This is a genomic window from Pseudoclavibacter sp. RFBA6, from assembly GCF_002931575.1.
GTDB lineage: Bacteria > Actinomycetota > Actinomycetes > Actinomycetales > Microbacteriaceae > Pseudoclavibacter > Pseudoclavibacter terrae.
The window spans coordinates 50,974-69,759 of the sequence record NZ_PSUA01000004.1; the positions used below are offsets into that span (position 1 = coordinate 50,974).

The 18,786-nt window shown below is 66.6% G+C and carries 14 protein-coding genes; 5 read left to right on the top strand and 9 right to left on the bottom strand.

The genetic code is table 11. The features are described from left to right. Window positions 1-32 precede the first annotated feature (32 nt). Window positions 33-2,084, top strand: a complete 2,052-nt coding sequence (locus C5C17_RS18315; RefSeq protein WP_258065837.1) for a glycosyltransferase family 4 protein — start codon at window positions 33-35, stop codon at window positions 2,082-2,084. Between the two features lie 20 nt (window positions 2,085-2,104). Next, window positions 2,105-3,247: a glycosyltransferase gene (locus tag C5C17_RS02590; protein ID WP_104251829.1), complete on the top strand. Its 1,143-nt coding sequence runs from the start codon at window positions 2,105-2,107 to the stop codon at window positions 3,245-3,247. A gap of 44 nt (window positions 3,248-3,291) precedes the next feature. On the opposite strand, the gene C5C17_RS02595 is transcribed toward C5C17_RS02590, so the two are convergent. The 8 genes from C5C17_RS02595 to C5C17_RS02625 form a co-directional block, all read right to left on the bottom strand. Beyond that, a complete protein-coding gene (locus C5C17_RS02595) occupies window positions 3,292-4,245 on the bottom strand; it encodes a glycosyltransferase (RefSeq protein WP_181028450.1) in 954 nt (317 codons plus the stop codon). Beyond that, complete coding sequence (locus C5C17_RS18480; protein ID WP_181028451.1) at window positions 4,242-5,561, bottom strand: glycosyltransferase; 1,320 nt, start codon at window positions 5,559-5,561, stop codon at window positions 4,242-4,244. Before C5C17_RS18480 ends, C5C17_RS02595 begins: the two co-directional genes overlap by 4 nt. A 24-nt stretch (window positions 5,562-5,585) precedes the next feature. After that, window positions 5,586-7,727: a glycosyltransferase gene (locus C5C17_RS02600; RefSeq protein WP_146079052.1), complete on the bottom strand. Its 2,142-nt coding sequence runs from the start codon at window positions 7,725-7,727 to the stop codon at window positions 5,586-5,588. Window positions 7,728-7,747: 20 nt separating this feature from the next. Continuing rightward, complete coding sequence (locus C5C17_RS02605; protein WP_181028452.1) at window positions 7,748-9,565, bottom strand: ABC transporter ATP-binding protein; 1,818 nt, start codon at window positions 9,563-9,565, stop codon at window positions 7,748-7,750. A gap of 191 nt (window positions 9,566-9,756) precedes the next feature. Beyond that, a complete protein-coding gene (locus C5C17_RS02610; RefSeq protein ID WP_104251833.1) occupies window positions 9,757-10,590 on the bottom strand; it encodes a polysaccharide pyruvyl transferase family protein in 834 nt (277 codons plus the stop codon). Beyond that, on the bottom strand, window positions 10,587-11,645 hold the full coding sequence (locus tag C5C17_RS02615) for a glycosyltransferase family 1 protein (RefSeq protein WP_146079053.1): 1,059 nt from the start codon (window positions 11,643-11,645) through the stop codon (window positions 10,587-10,589). Before C5C17_RS02615 ends, C5C17_RS02610 begins: the two co-directional genes overlap by 4 nt. A 297-nt stretch (window positions 11,646-11,942) precedes the next feature. Continuing rightward, on the bottom strand, window positions 11,943-13,016 hold the full coding sequence (locus tag C5C17_RS02620) for an acyltransferase (protein ID WP_104251835.1): 1,074 nt from the start codon (window positions 13,014-13,016) through the stop codon (window positions 11,943-11,945). A 139-nt stretch (window positions 13,017-13,155) separates the two neighbouring features. Then, complete coding sequence (locus C5C17_RS02625; RefSeq protein WP_104251836.1) at window positions 13,156-15,363, bottom strand: cell wall-binding repeat-containing protein; 2,208 nt, start codon at window positions 15,361-15,363, stop codon at window positions 13,156-13,158. Between the two features lie 282 nt (window positions 15,364-15,645). Between C5C17_RS02625 and C5C17_RS02630 the strand changes: the two genes are divergently transcribed. After that, window positions 15,646-16,716, top strand: a complete 1,071-nt coding sequence (locus C5C17_RS02630; protein WP_146079054.1) for a glycosyltransferase family 4 protein — start codon at window positions 15,646-15,648, stop codon at window positions 16,714-16,716. 27 nt (window positions 16,717-16,743) lie between these two features. On the opposite strand, the gene C5C17_RS02635 is transcribed toward C5C17_RS02630, so the two are convergent. Continuing rightward, a complete protein-coding gene (locus tag C5C17_RS02635; RefSeq protein ID WP_104251838.1) occupies window positions 16,744-17,433 on the bottom strand; it encodes a hypothetical protein in 690 nt (229 codons plus the stop codon). A gap of 254 nt (window positions 17,434-17,687) precedes the next feature. On the opposite strand from C5C17_RS02635, the gene C5C17_RS18485 reads away from it, so the two are divergent. Both C5C17_RS18485 and C5C17_RS02640 read left to right on the top strand, forming a co-directional pair. Then, the gene (locus C5C17_RS18485) at window positions 17,688-17,837 is read left to right on the top strand and encodes a hypothetical protein (RefSeq protein WP_181028453.1); all 150 of its coding nucleotides are present in this window, start codon (window positions 17,688-17,690) and stop codon (window positions 17,835-17,837) included. Window positions 17,838-17,884: 47 nt separating this feature from the next. Continuing rightward, window positions 17,885-18,463: a YdcF family protein gene (locus C5C17_RS02640; protein WP_181028454.1), complete on the top strand. Its 579-nt coding sequence runs from the start codon at window positions 17,885-17,887 to the stop codon at window positions 18,461-18,463. Window positions 18,464-18,786 lie beyond the last annotated feature (323 nt).

Sequence of the window (18,786 nt, forward strand, 5' to 3'; positions counted from 1 at the left end):
TGTGGGTCGTTCCGGTCGCTGATCTCGGCGGCGTGGCCCGACACCTCCTGGACGTCGTGCGGGTCGGGATCCCCGGGTTCGATCTCGTCGTCCTCTGCCCGGAGGGGCCGCTGGTCGCTCGACTCAGAGAGGCCGGTGCGCGCGTCGCAGTCGGCCGCCTCGGACCCTCTGCCGGTCTCCTGCGTTCGATCCGGACTCTGCGCGCCGCCGCCGCTCGGCTTCGGCCGGACGTCGTGCACTCGCACCTCGCCTACGCCGATATCGTCGTCGCCGCGACGCCCCTCCCGAAGGGCACTGTCCGTGTGACCACGGAGCACGGCATCGCAGGGGACGACAGCGTGTACCACAGCTCGTCCGCCAAGGCCCGGCTCATGGCGTCCGTGCATCGAGCACGCCTCGCCCGATTCGATGGAGCCATCGCGGTTGCCGAGGCGACGAAGCAGGCCATGCTCGCGAAGTGGGCTCCGAGCCTCGAGATCGAGGTCGTCCACAATGGAGTCGACCCCCTGCGGGGTCACCGCCACCGCTCGAGTGCCGCTGGGACGCGCGAGCTGCGCATCCTCGCGCTGGCCCGACTGTCGCCCGAGAAGCGCATCGACCAGCTCATCGCCGCCTTCGCTCGAGTGCACGCCGTCAGACCGGACGCGCATCTGACCGTCGCCGGGGTCGGAGACCTGGAGCAGGCGCTCAGACGACAAGCGCAGTCGCTCGGGCTCGAGAAGGCCATCGACTTTCCCGGTTTCGTCGACCCGGACGAGGCGATGGCCCAGGCCGACGTGCTCGCGCAGCTGTCGATCTGGGAGAACTGCTCGTACTCGCTGCTGGATGCGGCCAATCGCGGCATGCGAGTCGTCGCGTCGCGAGTGGGTGGAAACCCCGAGATCGTGACCGAGCAGGCGCTCGTGGATGCAGACGACGTGCAGGCGATCGCGGACGCCCTGCTCGACGAATCCGCGATGACGAACCTGACCGCCTGGCCGACAGTGGCCCACATGAACGCGGAGATCGCACGCGTCTACCTAGCTGCCGGAGCACCATCCGGCAGGGGAACGGTGTCGCGGGTGACGATCGCCACCAACAACGGCGATATCGGTGGCGGCGAGGTGATGCTGCTGAACATCGCGGAGACCCTGTCCTCGCTCGGCGTCGACGTCACCATCGTCGGCCCGCGCGAGCCCGGGGATCTCGTGGCGACGGCACGTCGTGAAGGCTACGACGTCGTCGAGCTCGATGCCAGCGGACGACGCGAGTGGATGCGAGCGCTCAGGGAATGGGATGCGCAGCACCGTCAGGGGGTGCTCTGGTGCAACGGCCTCGTGCCCGCGGTCGCGACTGCTGGCCACCGTGATCGGATCGTCCACCTGCACCAGCGTCCGCAGGGTGTGCAGAAAGCGCTCGAGACGATCGCCCGCCCGGGAGCGCTCACCACGATCGTGCCATCGAGATCGATGGCGGAGGCGATCCGCGGCGCAAGGGTCCTCCCCAACTGGAGCCACGCCGCTCCGCGCGCGGCGCACCGTGAACCTGACGACAAGATCGTTCTCGGCTTCCTCGGGCGCCCCTCGACGGACAAGGGCGTGGATGTGCTCGCCCGCGCACTCAGCGTCCTGGAGGCACGAACCCCAGGACGATACCGGCTGCTCCTTGCCGGGGAACCGCGATTCGTCTCGGCAGAGTCGCAGCGTCTCGTCGAGGCGGCGCTCCAGCCGGTCGCCCATCTGCTTGATCGACCCGGTTGGATCGACCCCGCCGATTTCTTCGCGAAAATTGACCTGCTCATCGTCCCCTCAGTCTGGCCCGAGCCGTTCGGGCTCGTCGCCACGGAGGCGATGTCGGTCGGCATGCCGCTGCTCGTCAGCGATGCGGGGGCGCTCGCTGAGATCGTTCCTCCCGAGACCGGAGACGTGTTTCCGGCAGGGGACGAGCGGGTGCTGGCAGACGCGATCGAAGCCAAGGTGGCTCGGGGACTGGACACCAACATCTCCACGCTCCAGCGCATCTGGGAGCAGCGGTACTCGCCAGCCGCGGGGCGACGCTCGGTCCAGCTGCTCCTCGCTTCGCTGCCGTCTTCCGCGCGCGGCTGAACAGAAAGACCCACGTCGACATGAAGCTCGTCTATCTGAACGACAGCGCCCTGCACATCACGAAGGACGGCAAGCTCGGCATCTTCGCGAAGTCCATGACCGGACTCGCCGAGTACGCCGAGCGCTGGCCGGGTGAGCTGCTCGTCTCTTCCCTGGAGGCACCGCGACTCGTCGAGGAGACGAACCGATCGAAGTGGGAAGACGACCCGCTCGCCGCGAAGCTCACGTTCGTTCCCCAACTCGACCCTGCCGGCCTGGAACAGCTGGGCACGGACCTCGTCCTGCACTCCGTCGTCGGTCCGCTGAGCGCGACGCTGCTCGATCGCGACTTCCGTGTCGTCTTCACGGACGACTGGTCTCCTGAGGTTCGTCTCGAGGTGGGCCTCGTCACGAGCAAGGGCATCCTCGACCGTGCGCGCATCCGTGCCGGTGCGATCCGGCGCACGCGGCGCCTGGACGCGCTCGCTGCTCGTGCCGATGGCTTCCAATGCAACGGCCATTCAGCGTATGAGCACTACCGGGGGGTCAACTCCTCGACGCACATGTTCTTCGACCACCGTATGAGAGCCGAGGACATCGCCAGTGCCCGCGACCGGGACGTCTGGTCGGGCGGACGGCCGCTGCGCATCGCCTACTCCGGTCGTCTCACTGAGATCAAGGGCGTGACTCACATCGCTCCCTTCGTGACCGAGCTGGAGCGGCGGGGCATCGACTTCGAGTTCACGATCATCGGCGGTGGCAATCTCGAAGAGGAGCTCCGACGAAGCAGCTCGCCGCGTGTCAGCTTCGCCGGGTTCATGGACTTCGAGACCGAATGGAAGCCGTTCGCACGGTCTCAGATCGACCTCATGTTCCTGCCTCACGTGCAGGGTGACTCCGCGAGCACCTACTTCGAGGCCATGGGCTCTGGAGTGCCGGTGCTCGGCTTCGAGAACCGGACACTGACTCCGCTCCTCGCGGCAGGCGGGGGAGGCTGGGCCGGACCCAACCCCGATGTCGCTGCCGCCGTCGACACTGTGGCGCGTCTCGTCGCCGACCCGTCCGAGCTGAAACTTCAGGCTCGGCGTGCATTGGAGTTCATGGAGACGATCCCCTTCGAGGAGACCTTCGACGGACGGGTTCGACACTTCGTCGCCACGGCGGGAACCTCTCCGAATCGCTGACACGAGGGCCGACTGCGGCGGGGCGGGCTCCGGGCCGCCCCGCGTCAGCGTCCGAATGCCGTGAGCGAACGGATGCGCTCGACGGCGCTGTACGACACCCCGCACCGGGCGAGGAGACCGTAGGCACGCGCGACGATCGCATTGTCTGCTCCTCGACGAGTCTGTGTGAGGTAGGCGACGACACGCTTGCTCGGGCCTTCGAGACGCCACAGTCTGATCGCGAGGGTCCAGCACTTCGGAGCGATCATCTCGTCGATCTCGGGAGAGAACCCCAGGTGCTTCGCGAGGATCTGCAGGTAGGCGACGACGAATCTCGGGCTCTGGTCCTGGAAGGCCTGATGGCCGAGCGATGAACCCAGCTCACGGAACGCGACGAGTGGCTCGTCGACGCACTCGAACTCGTGTTCGCGCGCCAGGCGGAGCCACAGGTCGTGGTCCTCGAAGAACAGGTCCGGGTCGTAGCCGCCGAGGTCTCGCACGGACGCTGTGCGAAGCAGCACAGACGGCGCGGGGAGCCAGTTGTAATCGCTCATCTGCAGATAGACCTTGCCCGAGCGATGCTCCGGCCACAGGTAGGCGCTCTTGAAGTCCTTCTCGAGCTCCACGTCGTGTTCGTCGACGCGGAGGGCGTTCGAATAGATCACGGCCACGCGCGAATCTGCGGCTCGTGCGACGGAGAGCTGGCGTTCGAATCTGGTGGGCAGCATCCAGTCGTCCGCCGAGATGTACGCGTAGAAGTCGGTATCGATGTCTGCGAGCGCGGCGTTGAGGTTCGCGCACAGTCCGAGGTTCGTGGCGTTTGCGCGCACCTCGACCTGCAGGTCGCTGTTCGCGAGGAACTCTTCGGCGGCCGACGCGGTGAGACCCGCCGGATCGTCGTCGATGAGGATGATGCGTGCGGGGCTCAGGGTCTGGTACTCGACGGTCTCGAGGAGCTTTGCGACGTACTCCTCGTGCTTGTACCCGACGATCACGAGCGTCAGGTCCTCGGCGATCACGCGCGTGACGCTTTGCGCTTCGCCGCAACCTCTGAGGCGACGGCGTGCAGTGCTTGTGGCCAGGAGGCGGTCAGCGATGAGTCGCGCTCTGCGACAGGTGATGGCCCGTCGGCGAGCGCGAGCTCGCTGATCTTCGCAGCCATCGCTTCGATTGTCGGCGCGGTGACGTGGATGAGGGGGGAGTACCTGCCCAGGTCCTGCTTCGTCTCCCATGCTGTCGTGATGACGGGGATGCCGAGGTGCGAGAACTCGAGCGTCGGATAGTTGGGGTGAGGGGCGAGCATGGCCGAGATCGCCAGATCGGCCGTCAGCATGAACTCCTGATACGCGGGCAGCGACATCTTGCCGAGCCGTTGGAGGGTCACGCCGCTCTCGAGCCGCAACGGTGGGATGGCCGCGTTGCCGGCGAGCCAGACTTCCCAGTCGTCGGCGAGCTGCGGATTCCTGGTGAAGGCCTCGTCGATCGCCAGCAGGCCGGCGTAGAAGAGATTGCGTTCCACGCTGGGACGGGCATAGAAGAACAGCCGCTTCTTCCGTCGGGTCGCCACGGGCGCGGTGCGGGGCAGGACACTGACGGCAGGTTCGAACACGAGCGCCTCTTCAGCGACGCGTGTGTGCCGGGACTCTCGGAAGAAGTCGTGGAGGATCGACGTGTTGAGCACCGGGATGAATCCGTCGGCGTCGTAGGTCGATGCAGCCCAGAGCTGCATGTCGCCGTTCGCGTAGAAGATCGGCTCGTAGTCCTGGATGAGATAGATGAACGGGTGCGGCGCGGCCATTCGTTGTATCGCGAAGGCATCCCACCAGGCGCTGGCGACCAGCACGTCCTCGTCGTGGAGGGGAACCTCGGCGCCCTCGGCTCGTCGAGACGTGAGGTCGAGGTGGTGGATGCGGGAGGCGTCGAAGTCGATGCCCTGGCCGCGAAGGAAGCCGACCACGTCGCCTTCGCCTTCGAATGACGCCGTGTGCACGAGGCGCAGGTCGAGATCGAGCTCTTGAGCGATCACGGCGCTGAGGGTGATGAGCGTCGCGATGCCTCCGAAGAATCCGCTGCTGTTGAAGAAGCCGAAGACCGACACGGCGGGGCGCTGCCCGCCCGCCGGCGGTGCCGCGTGCAGGGGCCGGAACGCGTGGAATTTCGTGGCGACGAGCTGCGAGGGCGTGATGGTCGCCGTGGCGGCGCCGTCGAGCCGTTCTCCGGCGCGAGCCTCGAGTCGCCCGAAGGCCTCGCCGCCTCGTCCGAGACCTGCTTTCGCGAGGTAGGCGGCCTTTCGGGTCGCTTTGAGTGCGACGTTTCGCAGGGTGTTCTTCGCCAAGTCGTGGTTCCTAACGTGGACGGACTATGCCGTGGGTTCGGTTGCTCTGGACTGCGCGCGCGCCGTGCGCAGCAGTCCGAGCTCGTAGTTCAGGGTGGCTTTGGCGTCGATGTCCCGACCGGCGAGCTGCCGGCTCGCGTTGACCACGAAGTTCGCGATGCTCGCGACCGCGAGTGCCGACGACAGTGTGGCGTCGCCGCCCCATTTCACGGCGTACCGCTGGCGAGCCGTGACGAGCCATTGGCGTCGCTTCGACGAGTCGGAGGAGCCGCCGCCGACGTGGGTGACGCGCACCGGATTCGCGACGAATGAGTTCACTCCGACGCGGGCCAGCCTGAGCTGGAGATCCACTTCCTCGGAGGTCATGTGGTACCGCTCGTCGAAGCCGCCGACCTGGCGGAACTCGGCGACGGGAATCAGCAGGGCGGCGCCGATCACCCAGTCGGCGCGGTCGACGCCGTCCTCCGCGAGGTCGGTGACGTGACCGACGGCGCGGTGCATGAAGGGCAGGTGGCGCCATCGCGCCAGCGGGCTGAGCCACTCGACCACGTGGTGGCGCACGCGCGGGAAGCGCCGGGCTGTCCACTCGGGCTCCCCACTCGGCTTCACGACCTGGGGGCTCACGACCGCCGGCTGCAGCGGGGCTGCGGCGTCGAGGAGCTCGCGCACGAAGGTGTCGCCGATCTCGAGGTCGCTGTTGAGCACGAGGATGAGGTCGGTCGTCGCTTTGTCTGCGCCCGTGTTGACTGCTGCGCCGAAGCCGCCGTTCTGAGCACGCCGGACGACTGTGACGCCCTCGGTGGCCGGGAACGCGATGGGCGATGCGTCGTCGGCGACGATGATCTCGGCGACGCCCTCCTGCTCGCGGAGACGATCGATCAGCGCGAGGGTGTCGGCGGGGTCGCCGTAGTAGGGGAGAACGACGCTCGCGTGCTCTCGGTCGATCGACGGACGGGTCACTGGGTACACCTCGGTGATGGTCGTTGAGAACTGGGCTGGACCGAATTCGTCGCTCACCGCGGCAGCAAGCTCGCGAGCCCTGCCACGGGCCTCGATCGGGTGTCGAAGCGCTGCGGCTGTCGCGCGGGCGAACCCGGGAGCATCGTCGACGACCGCTTCGATCCGGTCGGCGGCGACCACGCCTTCAGCTCCGACGGATGTGGTGACGGTCGGCACACCGTGCGTGATCGCCTCGATGGTCTTGAACTTCACGCCTGAGCCGGACCGAAGCGGGACGACGACGACTGAGGCTCGCCCATAGGCTGCCGCGAGGTCGTCGACGAAGCCGGATGCGGAGACGCCCTTGGCCTCGTCGAGCAGCGGATCGAGCCTGCCCTCCGGGTCGGCTCCGACGAGTTCGACGGTCGCGTCGGGCGTCTCGGATCGCACGAGGGGCCAGACTTCGCGGACGAACCATTCGGCGGCCTCGACGTTGAAGGCCCTGCCGAAGTACGCGAGGAAGACGACTCTGGGGGCCGTCGGGGTCGGGAGCGGCGTGATCGTGGTCGGCGTGCGCGGGGCGAGGGGCGGATTGACCACCACGACCTGCTCTGCCCCACGCTCGCGAAGGAGGCTCGCGTCCTTGGCGTTGAGGGTCAGTACCGTGTCGAGCGTGCGCAGCGAGTGCCGCTCGTTTCGTGCGGCGGTGCTGGCCGCTCGCTGCCAGCGTGCGGCCTCGCTTGGGCGCGTCTCCGCGTTGCGGGTGTAGAGCTGGGAGAGCACGTCGTGGAACGTGCCGTTGATGCGCGCGTTCTTGGCGACGCGGCGGATGTGCGGTGCGAGCCTGATGAACTCGAACCACTGGAGGTCGATGCAGTCGGCACGGCGCAGTTCGTCGCGAAACGCACGGTCGAAGTAGACGGCTGCGACGAACGTGAGTGGCGGCAGCGTCGGGTCGAAGCGCCGCAGGAGCCGATCCCCGACGCCGAGTGCTCTCGCGAGGAGCCTCTGCGGCGTGCTCTGGCCGTCGGCCCACCGCCCGATCAGTCGCACATCGAGCCGCGGGTCGGCGGAGTCGAGCGCCTCGAGGTTCGCCGGGTGGTCGGGGGCAGCGAGTGTCACGCTGCCTCGACTCAGGAGTTCCTGTGTGAGGCGCTCGAGGTAGACCCCGCCAGCGTGCCGCACTCCGGGATATGGGACGGCGCCGCCGAGGGTGAAGGTATGCATTCCGGGCGCCTCCGCGTCGATCACGGCGTGACGGGGTCGCTGTCGCTGACCTTCAGCAGGCCGAGTTCGACCTGCCGAGCGAAGTCTGCATTGCTGGAGCGGACTTGCTCGAACGTGCCGTAGCCGGCGACCTGGCCGTCTTTCATGTACGCGAGGGCATCCGCTTCGCGGACCGTGGAGAGTCGGTGGGCGACGATGACGACGGTCACTTCGCCCTTGAGCCCATCGATCGTCTCGATGATTCTGTGTTCCGTCTCGTTGTCGAGCGCGGAGGTGGCTTCGTCGAGCACGAGCAGGGACGGTCGGCGGTACAGGGCGCGGGCGATGCCCACGCGCTGGCGCTGCCCACCAGAGAGGCGAGAGCCGCGATCTCCGACCGAGGATTCGAGTCCGCCGTCGAGCGAGTCGACGAGATCCTGGAGCTGAGCTCGTTTCACGACTTCTGCCAGGAGCTCTTCGTCGATCTCATCCGATGCTGCATCGAACGCGATGTTCTCGCGGAGGGTCGTGTCGAGGAGGAAGACCTCCTGCGGCACCATGGCGACGTGGTGCTGCCACGCCTTGACCAGGTCGTCCTCCAGGTCGATGCCGTCGACGCTGAGTGTGCCTTCGGTGGGGCGGTGCAACCCGAGGATGATGTCGACCAGTGTGCTCTTGCCGGCTCCGCTGGAGCCGACGAGTGCAAGCGTTGACCCTGCGGGGATGCTCAGGTTGATGTCGGTGAGGACGTCGTCGGAGGCGTCAGCGTAGCGGAAGCCGAGGTGCTTCGCTTCGAGCGTCTTCGTGAAGTCGAGCGTGCCGTCGTTTGCGGCGGCCAGCTTGGCGCTCGCCTCGTATTCCTGCGCACGCTCGAGCTCTGAACAGACCTCGTCGAGTGCCGGTGCTCCGACGCGGAGGTTGGAGATGGAGGCCAGCAGTCGTGAGAGGGAGGGCAGCAGTCTGAACCCGGCCGCGCCGACGAGGCCGATCGAGGTCACGGCGGCGATGCCACCGCCCGTGTTCAGCAGGTACATGATGAGTCCGCCGAGGCCCAGGATGAACAGGGCTTCGAGGAGGTACTTCGGGACTTCGGCGAGGAAGCCGACGAGGCGCAGCGCCTGCGCGTGCTTGAGCTCGACTTCTTCGTACACGTTCACGAAGTGCGGCTGCGCGCTGCGGATCTTGATCTCCTTGACGCCGCCCAGCGCGTGCAGCGCCGCACGGTAGCCGTGCGTGGCCGCATCCATCTTCATGCGACCGGCTGCCTCCGCCTTCGGACGGATGACCTTCGCGAAGATGAACATGGCGATGCCGAAGTAGACGAACGCCATGAGCGTCTCGATGGGCATGACGATGAGCATCGACACGAGCAGAGCGACGATCGTGATGCTGTCCGTGATGGCGTTGAGCGCCGCGATGACGCCGAGTGAGTAGAGCTGGCCGACGGACGTACCCATAGTGCGCAGCAGATCAGCGGTGCCGCGGCCGAGGTGCAGGCTGTAGGGCGCGTGCAGGTAGTAGTTGAGGATGCGCGTCGCCGTGCGCGCCTGCTCGCGATTGATGAAGCCGAGGATCCACCAGCGGAACGCGATCGAGAAGATGTCCTTCAGCACGAAGCCGACGACGACGCCGCCGAGCAGGTACATGATCAGGACTTCCGGTTCCGGGTTTCCGAAGAGGTTGGCGACCGTTCCGAGCATGCCCTCGCTCGTCGAGCTGCCGGCGAGGATAGCCAGGAGCGGTCCGACGAGCAGCACCGAGCCCGTCTCGGCGAGCGCGACGATGACCGAGCCGATGAGACCGATGATCAGCTTTCGGCGGGCGCTCTTCGAGAAGATGAGCTGCAGTTTGGCGCGCAAGTTCGTAGTCACCTCAAGTGGACCTCGTATGTGAAGGAGCAACATCATCCGTTGAGCCCCGCACGGAGGATATCACCCGGGAAATGCATCGAGATTTCGTTGCGGAAACTGTTCGAGTCGACCTCGCGCAGACCGTTCGGACCAGGACCTGGAACGTCTCAGGTTCCCCGGCCTGACCCCTGCGGTCGAGGTCAGCTGATCCAGAGGTCGCGCGGGAAGGAAGCCAGGAGCGCATCAGGTTTCGCAGCGATTGGCGGTTCACCTCCGAGTGTCAGCGCTTCCTCGACGGAGCTGGCGGCGGTGAAGCCGGGTCGTCCGGTGCCGAGGTAGTAGTCCTCGTACTTGAATCGGTGCTCGGACCCCGGCAGCACGAGCCTGGCTGGGATGCCGAAGGCTTCCGCGACGATGATGCCGTGCAGCGAGGTGCCCACGACGAGCTCTGCGCCCAGCATCGCGTCCACGATCGACGCGAGCGGAGAGACAGGACTGACGAAGTTCCGGTGTTCTCGGTACCGTTCGAGCTCGTTCAGGTTCGGGATGACGACGTACTCGGTCTGCGTCGCCTTCTGCGTTCGCGCGGGCGGGAGGAGCTGCGGTACCAGCAGGCCCGGGTCGCCGTACACCTCCGGCACGTGCTCGACGCCGTGCTGGAGGAGGAACTCGCGCGTCAGGGGTCCGCGCACTGCTCGGACGTCGAGCTCCGCCGTGTAGGGGACATGCTGGGCATTGCCGTTGACCCCGGTGCCCCAGGCGACATCACCCGCTTCGGCGAAGTGCAGGATCGAGCCGACGGTCAGCAGACGCTTCCCGCTCTTCGAGGCCGATCCGAGAGCGAGGCTCCCGTGCTGCGCGCGCGTCAGCTGCGGACCGAGGAGGTCGCCGAAGTTGCGGACACGAGGCGCCCAGGGGAGGCGCATACCCCACTGCATGAGGCGCCGCGGGCGACCGTGGAAGGGTCTGCGCGGGTTCCAGTGCATGACCTGGACCCCGTGGACATCGGCCCCCACGTACTGGTCCCGGATCATGCTCTGCGATCCGTCCTCAGGAAGGCGTCCGCTGGCTTCGTCAGGACGTCCCTGGTGGAGGGGGCGAGTGCGGCGAGTTCCGAGTGCAGGGTCGGAGCATTCGCACCGAAATCGTCAGCGACGACCTTCAGCCGGTGGCGCCAGTCGAGAAGGCGGGCCGCGAGGCGGCGATTGTTCTGTGCGATCGCGGGAGTCCAGTTGCGCACGGCCTCGGTGACGGCCTCGAGGCCAGCATCTCGTTCGATCGTGGGCAGCTCGAGCGTCGCATCCGGCCAGAGGAGTTCCCGAGCGACGCGAGTCTTGGGGACGATGCCGGCGACCACGGCTCCCGAGCCGATCGCGTCGAGCCAGCGGCCCGTAAGGTACTCGCGCGTCGGATGCGTGTAGCTGGCCGGGCTGGCACCATTGCTGAAGGCGAGCACGTACTTCGCCTGGCGGTAGGCCCGGGAGACGTTCGCCTGGGATTCGGCGTCGGTGCTGCCGAACTCCGGCCGTCCGGCGTACCGGAGTCCGTGGGCGGCAGCGGCAGTCGCAGCTGCCCCGTCGTCTTCCCACTGCGGGGGCTGGCGGCCGACCCTCTGAAGGTCCACGACCTTCTTATCTGGATCGGGCGTGCCGAGCACGTCCGTGCCCCACGGCAGGCAGGAGACGGGGCGTCCGGTCTCGGACTGCCACTGCTCCTGGTCCTCGTGGTCGATGACGTAGAGGTGGTCGTAGTGGCGCGCGGTCTTCGCGGCCCGGGGGATCTTGTCCGTCCAGAAGCTGTCGATCGTCCAGCCTGCGATCCCTGCATATCTCCGACGAAGCTCCGGGGCCTCCAGGATGGCGTTGAGGTGCACGGGCGTTGGGGCGATCACGAGGCAGCAGTCGCCTCGGGAGGCGCGAACGCGCGGCAGGAGCGTCCGTGCCCGGAATGTGCGCGAGTACCCGGTGTCGGTGTACCGGTGCAGCTCCCCTCCGAACGACCGTGCTGCCAGCTCTGCCAGCACTTCTATCGGCGCCCAGCCGCGGCCGCCGGGTTGGGTATAGACGACATCCAGCGAAGAAGAGTGCACGTGGTGGCTCCTGGGGGGAAAGCGTCGCGTGGGCGTGGGGGAGTGGGGAACGATGTGGCGAGACTCGAATGTGTCACCGAGGTCTGTCGACCCGAGATGGCGGACTGGTACGGGTGAGCTGGGATGGGGGAGTTGGGGTGGCGCATCGTCCGAGATGGAGCGTCAGATGCACAGGTGATTCGACGCTAGCGCACGTGCGCGACCGGCGTCGACCCTTGTGCGCTTCTGCTTCGACGCCAGGAGTCGATCCGAGCCGTGAGTCGGAGACGTGAACTGTGAGGTCGGCCTGACTCGGGGTTACACCGGTGCTGCCGTGTCGCGGTGGTCTCGGTGGCGGTCCCACCAGCGCGTCAGCCCAGTGCGCCAGGCGGAACTGACCCGGACTTCGGCGAAGGCGTGCATGCCCCATGCGAGCAGCGTCACGGCGCCTGCTGCTGCGGCGGTGGCGAGATCGCGCCCCAGCACGGGCCAGAGCAGATCGATGAGGGCGTACCCCACGATGACGTGGACGATGTAGAGCGAGTAGCTGATCTTGCCGAGCCACAGCAGGGGGCGCACCCTGAGGATCGCTGTGCCCGTGCGGAGGGCGACGACCGTGAAGACCAGGCAGATGAGCGCGACCACGCCCGCGTAGACGGGCGAGTGCAGCAGCAACGCGGTCAGCACGGCGGAGAGCGCGGCGGGGAGCGCGAGCCATTCGATCCTGCTGTTCCTGCGCGACATGAAGAGGAGCATCCCCAGCGAGAACAGGGGGCCGTATTCCGAGAGCGTCGCGTTCACCACCACTCTCACGAGCACTGGCGCGGTCGAGATATCGGCGCCGCCTGTCGCCGTCGCCGCCCAGGTGGCGGCGCCGACGGCAACGAGCAGCCAGATGCCCACCAGCCAGCGCAGGAGGACGTCGTCGAGTCTGCACTTCGTGATGAGCAGGATCACGAGCACGATGACGTAGAACTGCATCTCGACCGCGAGTGTCCAGAACGCACCGTTGACGTCGGGCACGAGCAGCAGGCGCTGCACCATCGTGAAGTTGAGCAGCATCTCGAGGGGAGTGAGGTCCGTCCCCGGAACGTCCGCGAGGAGTCCGACGCCGATCGAGATGAGGACCGCGGACCAGTAGGCAGGGTACAGGCGCGCGAACCGTGAGATGGCGAAATCCGACGCACGCCGCGCCCGCTCAGCGGTCATGAGGATCACGAAGCCGCTGATGATGAAGAACAGCTGCACACCGAACTGCCCGTAGGCGAAGTTGACCGACGAAGTCGGAGCATCGGGGTACAGCGAGGTGAAGGTGGTCGTCAGGTGACCGACGACGACGGCCCCCGCTGCGAGACCGCGGAGGCCGTCGAGCTCGATGAAGCGAATGGACATTGCAGCTCCTGCCGTCGCTCGAGGTTACCCTGAGCGCGCCGTCGTGCATTAATCCATCTGGTATCGAGAGCGACTCCGATGCTGCCTCCATGCACTTCGAGTGAAGAGGAAATCACGCAGCTTGAAGCTCGGCCGAGTGCTACGTGGCGCAGCGCTTCGTGTGGATCTGCGGCTGCACGGTTCCCGTCTCCCCGATCGTCACGAGCTTGACGTTCGGGTACTTGCCCATGAGCACGCTCTGCGCGGCCGGAATGCACGTGGTCGTCGTGAAGACCACCGGGTACCCGCTGCGGGCAGATACGGCGAGAGCGACCGCGACGTCACCGGGGCTCGTCGGGTTGGCGATGGTGAACCCTGCGATCGTCGGCTTCCGCTGCGAGTACTCGAGGAGGAGCTCGGAGTTCAGTGCGAAGTCCTGCGAGGCGTTCACTCGATACGTGTGCGCCCTGCTGGACTGCAGCACCGAGAACACGTCGTCGGAGACGCTGGTGCTCGTGCCAGCCACCTTGATGGTCCCGATCGGCGCCTTCGTGATGTAGTCGATGACCGGCTGCCCGAGCGTGTCCGCCTCGGTCAGCAGCACGGGCGACTGCGTCAGCGCGGATCGGGCCGCGGCGTTCGCGACCTCGGAATAGCTGTTGGCATTGGCGACGAATGCACCCATGGCGCTGGGGAAGAACTTCTGCGCCACCGCCGCGGACGTCGCGGTGCTGCTCGCTCCGCCGACGCTCTGCACGGATGGCGTCAGTGCCGCGAGCTGGGCCTTCACGGAGTCCGTGAGGTTCCCGATGGCGTAGATCACGGGAGGCTGCAGTCGCTTGATCTCCGTCGCCACGTTCTGCGGGAGCAGATTCTGCCTGGTGTGCAGGACGGATGCCCCGAGCTTGGCGGCGGCGGGGGCCGCCACGAGGGAGTCCACCGACGACTCGCCGTCGGCGATGATGAGAGGCTTCCCGACGGTGTTGAAAGTCTTCGACGCCGAGACCGAGGTGATGAAGACGTTCGTGCCGTTGTGCCTGGTGGCGGTGCCCGTCGGCATCGGACCCGTGGGAACGTGGGCCGGTGGTGGGGTTGTGGTCGGAGTCGGCGTCGCGGTCGTCGTGGGGGTCGCTGTGGGTGTCGGGGCCGGAGTCGTGGTCGGCTGCGGCTCGGACGGGACCTGCTGGTCCAGGTTCGTGCTCGCGCTGATCTCACCCCACTTCGTGAGGTTCCAGGGCACCTTGTTGATCAGGCTCACGTCGCCGTAGGCGCGGTGCACGACGCCGCCGATCTTGTACGGGTTGAGCTTGCCCTGCGATGTGGAGGTGACGGGGTGCTGGAGGTTGAGCGCCATGGTCCAGTAGTTCTGGTCGGTGATGATGCCGCCGTACTCCTGGAGGTTCTTGACGACGACCTTCTCGAACTCCGAGAGTCCGAGTGCCGCGATCTGGGCGTTCGTCTCCTCGTCATCGGGCAGCCAGAAGCGCTGCCCCATCTTGGGGGCCTCGGCTTCGGTCAGCTTGCCGTCGCTCTGGTAGGCCGGCCACATCGCCTCGCCGGACTTCGTCGACGGGAACGTCCAACTCGTCACGTGATCGATGGAACCCGCGGCGATCTCCTCGGCTCCCGCCATGAGGAACTCGTTCATCACTCCTCCGACTGAGCTCGTCCCTCGCTCGGCCTGCAGCCAGTAGTTCTCGTCGAACCAGTTCACGTCCTCCGGGTTGTCCAGCGTGGTGAGGTATCCACCGCCCATGACCCAGCTGCCATCCGTCTGCTTCTTCGCCTGGTAGTAGCCGCGAACGATCCCCGTCGCCGTATCCACGACCGTCATCGACAGGTCGCCTCCGGGATTCGGTCCTCCCGGGACGGCGTAGTCCGGCAGCGCGACTCGGCCGTAGTTGGCATCCGTCTCTGCGATCGGTGCGATCTCGAAGCCGTACGTGCCACCCGTCGCCGAGGCAGTTGCTTTCCCCTCGAGCACGGGGTGGATGTCCTTGTAGGGGGCCGTTGCGAGCATTTTGACTCCGACCCAGTTCGAGTCGGCGAGCGAGCTGTCCACGGTGTAGATCGGGATCGTGAAGTTCTCGGTGTTGGTCGAGGTCTTGAGGCGCCCCTTCCATTGATCCGAGAGATACCTGTCCGGCAGCGTGTTGACGAATTGCGCGGTCTGCTCCGACAGGGCCGAGACGGGGGCGTCCTGCGGGTCGGTCGTGGCGTAGCTGCCCTTCGCGACGTACGAGGACGGGGACATGACGTCTTGCCCTGGCCGTCCGAATTCGGCTGCCTGCGCGGAGAACGGAACGGTGGCGGTGAGGGCTGCGGCGCAGACCGCGGCCGCCAGGAGGAGAGAGAGCTGTTTGCGCATGCGGAGCGTCCGTTCTACGTCAGCGGAGCGTGACTTTTGGGGGAGGTGCAGCGAGAACCGATCGGCGAACCGCCGGCCCACGAGTGCCCGGCCGGGGAGAGCCGAGGTCGCTAGGGTGAATTCTAGGGTGAAATCAACGTTTTCGACCGCTTCGCGTCAGACAGCGCACCGGGACCGTCGAGGACAGCGAACTGCACCGTCGTGCGATGTCATCCAGTGCGCTGGGCGAGCAATTTCGGCGAGTACCCTTCCTCCGCCCGCCGGTGCCCCTAAGCTCGCCATGTGAATGACAGCATCACCGTCCTCGGCCTCTTCGATCATGACGGGCTGCCCTCGCTCGAGGCGGGGTCATCGGGCAGTTCTGAGCTACGCGGCCCGTACTGTGCGGAGATCCTGGCTCGATACGTGAATGTCGAGACGGTTTCGATGCCGGCCTCGAGGGTCCACGTCAAGGTGAAGAACATCATCGAGCACCGGACCGGAGTGCCAGCGGACCTGGCGTTCAGGGGAGCCCGGGCCGCCAGGCGCGCGGACGCCGTCCTGGCTGTTCTCGAGGACAAGGCAGTCCTTCCCGCGACGCTCAAGCGGCGCGGTCTGACCGCATACGCAAGGACCCACATCGCGGTCGTCTCCTGCTGGTGGGCTGAGGAGCTCAGGTCAGGATCCCCCTCGCGGCGTCAGTCGATCGCTCGAGTGCTGCAGGGGGTGGACCGCGTGTTCGCCTTCTCGCAGAACCAGGTCGATATATTCGCCGGGTTCGGCGCAGGGGCGAAGGTCGTGCCGATCAGCTTCGGGGTAGAGCACACCAAGTACCTGCCGGACACCTCGGTCGAGCAGCGCTACCAGGTGTTCAGCGGTGGACTCGATGCCGGCCGGGATTTCGAAACGCTTGTCGAGGCGGCGCGTCTCCTGCCCCACATCGACTTCAATCTCGTCTCTCACCTCGATCGTTTCCGCGACCTCGATCTCCCGGCGAACGTGACGACGAGTGGGCCGAGCGACGGGCCGACGCACAAGCAGAATCTGCTCGCGGCCCAGCTCGTCGTCGTCCCCACGCATGATCTGGCGTACCCGACGGGACAGAGCGTGCTGCTTGAGGCCATGTCGTCCGGCAAGGCGTGCGTCGTGACGGAGACGGATGCGATGCGCGAGTACATCGACGAGGGAGTGAGCAATTTCGGCATGCCGCTTCATGACGCTCCAGGTGTTGCCCGCGTCATCGAGAAGTTGCTGTCTGATCCTGAGTCGCTGATCGCAGTCGGACGCGCTGCACGCGAGGCGGTGGAAGCCCGTTACACGTTCCAGCACATGTGGAAGTCGATAGCGGACCAGCTCGCACGTGACGTCCGGTAGCACCTCACACCGCTGACCGCTCGACGCTCAGAAGAGCATCGTGAACGTCAGCCGCAGTGCCTCCTCAGTGAGCACAGCCGCGGAGCTGAGCCCCGCAGAGGCGAGGAGAGCTCCTGGATGTGCCAGCCCGACCACGAGGGAACGGAGTCTGGGCAGGTGGGCGAGGAACGCATCCGGAACGCGTGAGCGCTCGGGCGACGGATGCTCTCGCCATCCGCGGAGCTTCGCCAGGAACCAGGCGCACCGCAGGAGGAAGACGAGCCAGATCGCGAGGACGACGGGCAGCATGAGGCCTGCGAAGAGCTGGATGCCGGAGTACGTGATCTCGTCTTCGCGGTTCTCCGCTATGAGCTGCAGGAGCGTCGACAGGCTCGCGCTCATGATCACGGAGATGGTCCAGGCGACGAAGCCGATGACGAGGGTGATGAAGCGCACGAAGAAGTGTCCGAACACGGAATCGTGCTCGTCGAGGTGGCTTCGGGGGGTGTGCAGCAGCAGCGCGATCGTCGCCGTCAGCGAGGGCATCGATCCGACGGCCACGACGAGCACCCACACGGGAACAGGCCAATCCGCCAACCACGAAGCGATGGTTGCGCCACCGAAGAGGACGAACCACGCCCAATTCCATCGCAGGGGGTGCGAGATGAGTACGGAGGGGAGGTGGTTCTCGAGCGCGCGGAGAAGACGTCGGGGTGCTGGCTCCGGCGGGAGAGTCATGCGGTCATGCTATTGCCCGATCGTGAGACGTCGAGTTCTCTCGGAGAGACCGCTTGTGTCTCTGGCTCCACGGCCTTCAGAGAACTTGCGACCCCCTCCCGGATGGAGGTGTCCACAGGGCAGTACTTCCCTCACATGGACCGGAACATCCAGGCTAACGTGGGTGCTCGTCACGTCGGCTCACGAGGGGGAACCAGTCGTCGGCTGACACGACGCGGGGGAGCTCTCCGCATGTATCGAAGGGGGAGAAGGCAATGGCAGCACCTGAACAAGCGGATGGCCGAATCGGCCGGATCGCAGAGCGACGCGCTCTGCTGAGCGCGGCCGCCTGGGCGGCGCCGGTCATCGCGGTCACGATGGCAGCACCCGCCCAAGCGGCATCCGGGACGGAGTCCCCGTCCTGACCGTCGGTCGAAGCGCTCCAGCGTCCGACGTCACGTAGCCTGGGCTGGTGATCGCACGCAGACGAGGGCCAGCGCGACGCGCGATCACCATCGCCGGCGCAGCGCTGGCCCTTGTCGTCGCGATCATCGCGGCGTGCTTTCCACTCTTCGTGTTCCCATCCACGGATGAGCCACGCGAGGTTGACGCGATCATCGTGCTCGGTCCGCCGCGAGAGGCGCGCATCCAGGCAGCTCAGCAACTCATCGCCGATGGGTACAGCGACACGCTGGTGATCGCGGTCGACGACTACGGCATCGACTCCGCGATCAACGTCGACGCCTGCTCCCTGAGCGACGGCGCCAGGTCTGCAGGCACTGTCACGCGCTGCCTCATCCCGGAGCCCTTCACGACAGCTGGCGAGGCCCTCATGGTCGAGCGCCTCGCGGCTGCCGAGGGTTGGGAGACGGTCATGGTCGTCACCAACGTCACGCACATCTCGCGCGCACGCATGATCTTCACCGACTGCCTCGGCGGTGGGGTGCTCGCCGTCGCCGACGGGACAGGAGTCGGGGACTCCACGTGGGCCTGGCAGTTCCTCTACCAGTCGGGTGCGTTCGTGAAGGCCCTCGTCTCGCCGACCTGCTGAGCTGGGCTGGGGCGTCGAGGGCGGCGAGCCTGTCGGCACCCCGGGGCGAGCACCGTCTCACGTGCAGGTGTCGGCCGAAAAGTCGCTCGACGCGGTCCAGAAGTCTCAGGTTCCGCTACTGATGCGTAGCGCTCAGGCGTGTTCGGTCGGGCATGACGAATCACATGACGCCGTCAGGCGCAGTCGATGAACCGGCGAGCGCTACCGACCGATGGGCCGGAATGGCGCGGATCGGGGCAGCTCCATCGCCGGATTCGAGCTGAAATGCTCGCAGACCGAATGCCTTGCAACACGGTCGGTTGACACCTCCAGCGAGTATTGCC